This window comes from Massilia eurypsychrophila (assembly GCF_002760655.1).
Classification (GTDB): Bacteria; Pseudomonadota; Gammaproteobacteria; order Burkholderiales; family Burkholderiaceae_D; genus JAFCUW01.
Genome location: NZ_PDOC01000069.1, coordinates 1 through 2,041 on the forward strand (window position 1 = coordinate 1; position 2,041 = coordinate 2,041).

Annotated in this window: 5 protein-coding genes and 1 pseudogene; all 6 read right to left on the bottom strand. The window is 61.4% G+C overall.

What is annotated here, in order from left to right:
* Nucleotides 1-146, bottom strand: a 146-nt coding sequence (locus CR105_RS29725) for a DUF7940 domain-containing protein (protein WP_502522745.1), incomplete at its 3' end; no start/stop codon positions are given.
* Nucleotides 146-406, bottom strand: coding sequence for a collagen-like protein (locus CR105_RS27300; protein WP_099794098.1), 261 nt, complete (start codon nt 404-406; stop codon nt 146-148). The genes CR105_RS27300 and CR105_RS29725, both read right to left, overlap by 1 nt.
* Entirely contained in the window at nt 403-648 is a 246-nt protein-coding gene (locus CR105_RS27305) for a hypothetical protein (RefSeq protein WP_099794100.1), read from the bottom strand. Before CR105_RS27305 ends, CR105_RS27300 begins: the two co-directional genes overlap by 4 nt.
* A gap of 83 nt (nt 649-731) precedes the next feature.
* A complete protein-coding gene (locus CR105_RS27310) occupies nt 732-1,343 on the bottom strand; it encodes a hypothetical protein (RefSeq protein WP_099794102.1) in 612 nt (203 codons plus the stop codon).
* Nucleotides 1,344-1,351: 8 nt separating this feature from the next.
* On the bottom strand, nt 1,352-1,768 hold the full coding sequence (locus CR105_RS27315) for a hypothetical protein (protein WP_099794104.1): 417 nt from the start codon (nt 1,766-1,768) through the stop codon (nt 1,352-1,354).
* Between the two features lie 9 nt (nt 1,769-1,777).
* Nucleotides 1,778-2,041: pseudogene (locus CR105_RS28625) on the bottom strand (hypothetical protein); the annotation flags it as partial.

Consider the following 2,041-nt stretch of genomic DNA (forward strand, 5'->3'; position numbering starts at 1 on the left):
GCAAACGCGCCGGTTGGAATGCCGTCAGGCTTGACCATGCCGACATAGACCTCAAGCGCGCCCAGGACGAGCGCAGCCGCGTTGAATTTCAGGCTCCATGCCTTCTTGACGATTGCGCGCCAGTCGCTGATTAGTGCCAATTGCATCACTTACCTCCCCAAAACGAACCCTTGGCGCCAGTTGCGCCGGTATTGCCCTTGCTGCCATGGTCGCCGTCCTTGCCCGGCTGACCCTTGTCGCCCTTCTGGCCGTCTTGCCCGTCAGCGCCAGGCGCCCCGGTCGCGCCCGCAGGGCCGCGCACCAGTTGGGGCGGGTAGATGACGGCGACAACGATCAGCGCAGCGGCCACGCCGAGGAAGATGCGCAGCACCCAGTAGAACGAGTTCGACCATGCCGTTGCTTTCATCGAATGTGCCCTCCCACCACCTTATCGAAGATCCAGTAGGCCATTCCCATGACGGCGGCGCCGAGCGTGCCTACGCCCCATTTCAGCGCCTTGTTGCGCTCATCCTCAAGCGCGGCGATCTTGGCATTCATCCTGGCGCGGTCCTGATCGCCTTCGGCTTTTACTTCGTCCAGCTCGCGCGTTATTTCCTTGAGTCCTGCGGCTAGAAGGGCAAGTTGTGTTTCGGTTGATTGGGTCGTCATCGGCGGCCTAAAAGGAAAGCCGCTCTAGGCGGCTGGTGGAGTGTTGGAATAGTCGGCCGGCACGTTGCGGCGGGCTACATGGGCTACTTGTAGTAAGTGATCTCGATGAAGCCTTCGGCGGGAATGCTTAGGGCAATTACCTGACCCGCCGCGACCGCGACATCCTCTTCGCTTGTGACCGGGTACGCTGTGCCGCCGTACCCGCCGGGGAACGTCCGCCCAAAGCCCGTTGAAGGGGCGCCCGATGTGGCTGGAGATCCGGGGTCATAGCCGTACTCCGATTCCTCGTACGTCGACACCTGACGATGCTGCGCCGGCTGATATTGCGACTGGAGGTTCTGCGGATTTGGGCCTGGATCGGCGTACTCGAGTCGGTTGATGGTTCTGCTGTAGCTGTCTTCGCCGTACTCCGGCCCGACATAGTCAATATCTTCGACCGAATAAATTACCCAATAATCGCCAGCCGGCCACGCGGGTTCGCCGGGCGCGCCTCGGCCAACCGTCTTGTCGATACTGGTCACGCCATATGGCACTGTCCAATTTTGGCTAACGAGGAACGTTTCGACAAACTTGATCAGCACGCGCGGCGCTTCGGCTTGTGCGGCGACGGCGGCGCGGGCGAGCGTGCAGCGCGGTAGATCGATGCGCGGCAGGCCCGTTCGGCTTGAGGCAATTCGAGGCAGAGCAGAGAGCATGATGCTCCTTAGAAGTCGGTGCTTTGCGCTTTGAAGACGATGCCGGACGCCGCAGCGACCAGTGCGCCGACGTACAGGCGCGCGTTAGCGGCCAGGCGCAGCGGGGTCTGCTCTGTGTAGGCGGCAAATGGAGTCTTGGGAATCTTGGCAGTGGCCCCGGCGCTGTATGCGGCCATGGTCTCGGAGTCGATAGGCCATTTTGTCACGCCTGCATCGGTGCTCAAGAACAGCACAAGGCCGGTCGCGGTGAGCGTCGATTGCGGGATGGCGCTGATGTCCGTGACCAAAGCACCATCGACGCCGGCAGTGCACAGCAGCGCGGTATTCGTAGGTGCGCCAGTGGTGCCGATCACGCACGCGGCCGTGAGGACGGCGGTGGCGGTTTTAGGCGATTGCGCGAATGGTGCAGTAAAAGTTTTTGCCATGATTTTTCCTTAAAAAGAAAGCATTGCCGCGTGCATTTGGGCAAGGGAGACGAAATTGTTTTCGACGTACTGCAGCGTGGTTGGCTGCATTGGAGCGACTGGGTCGGCTGCGAGCGTGACCGGGCCTGTCATCGTTCCGCCGGCCAGAGGCAGCGCTTCGCCCTGCACATTCAGCCAGTTCGTCGGATCGTCTTTGGGGTCGGCGGCGCTCGAACTGGTGGCCGTGCGCTTGCGGTACACCTTCTGGTCGAGCGGCGAAATCACGCTTTGATT

What these genes read in the sequence shown, in the direction of transcription:
- CR105_RS27300 (WP_099794098.1), bottom strand. Translation starts at nt 406, where the DNA reads ATGAAAGCAACGGCATGGTCGAACTCGTTCTACTGGGTGCTGCGCATC.
- CR105_RS27305 (WP_099794100.1), bottom strand. Translation starts at nt 648, where the DNA reads ATGACGACCCAATCAACCGAAACACAACTTGCCCTTCTAGCCGCAGGA.
- CR105_RS27310 (WP_099794102.1), bottom strand. Translation starts at nt 1,343, where the DNA reads ATGCTCTCTGCTCTGCCTCGAATTGCCTCAAGCCGAACGGGCCTGCCG.
- CR105_RS27315 (WP_099794104.1), bottom strand. Translation starts at nt 1,768, where the DNA reads ATGGCAAAAACTTTTACTGCACCATTCGCGCAATCGCCTAAAACCGCC.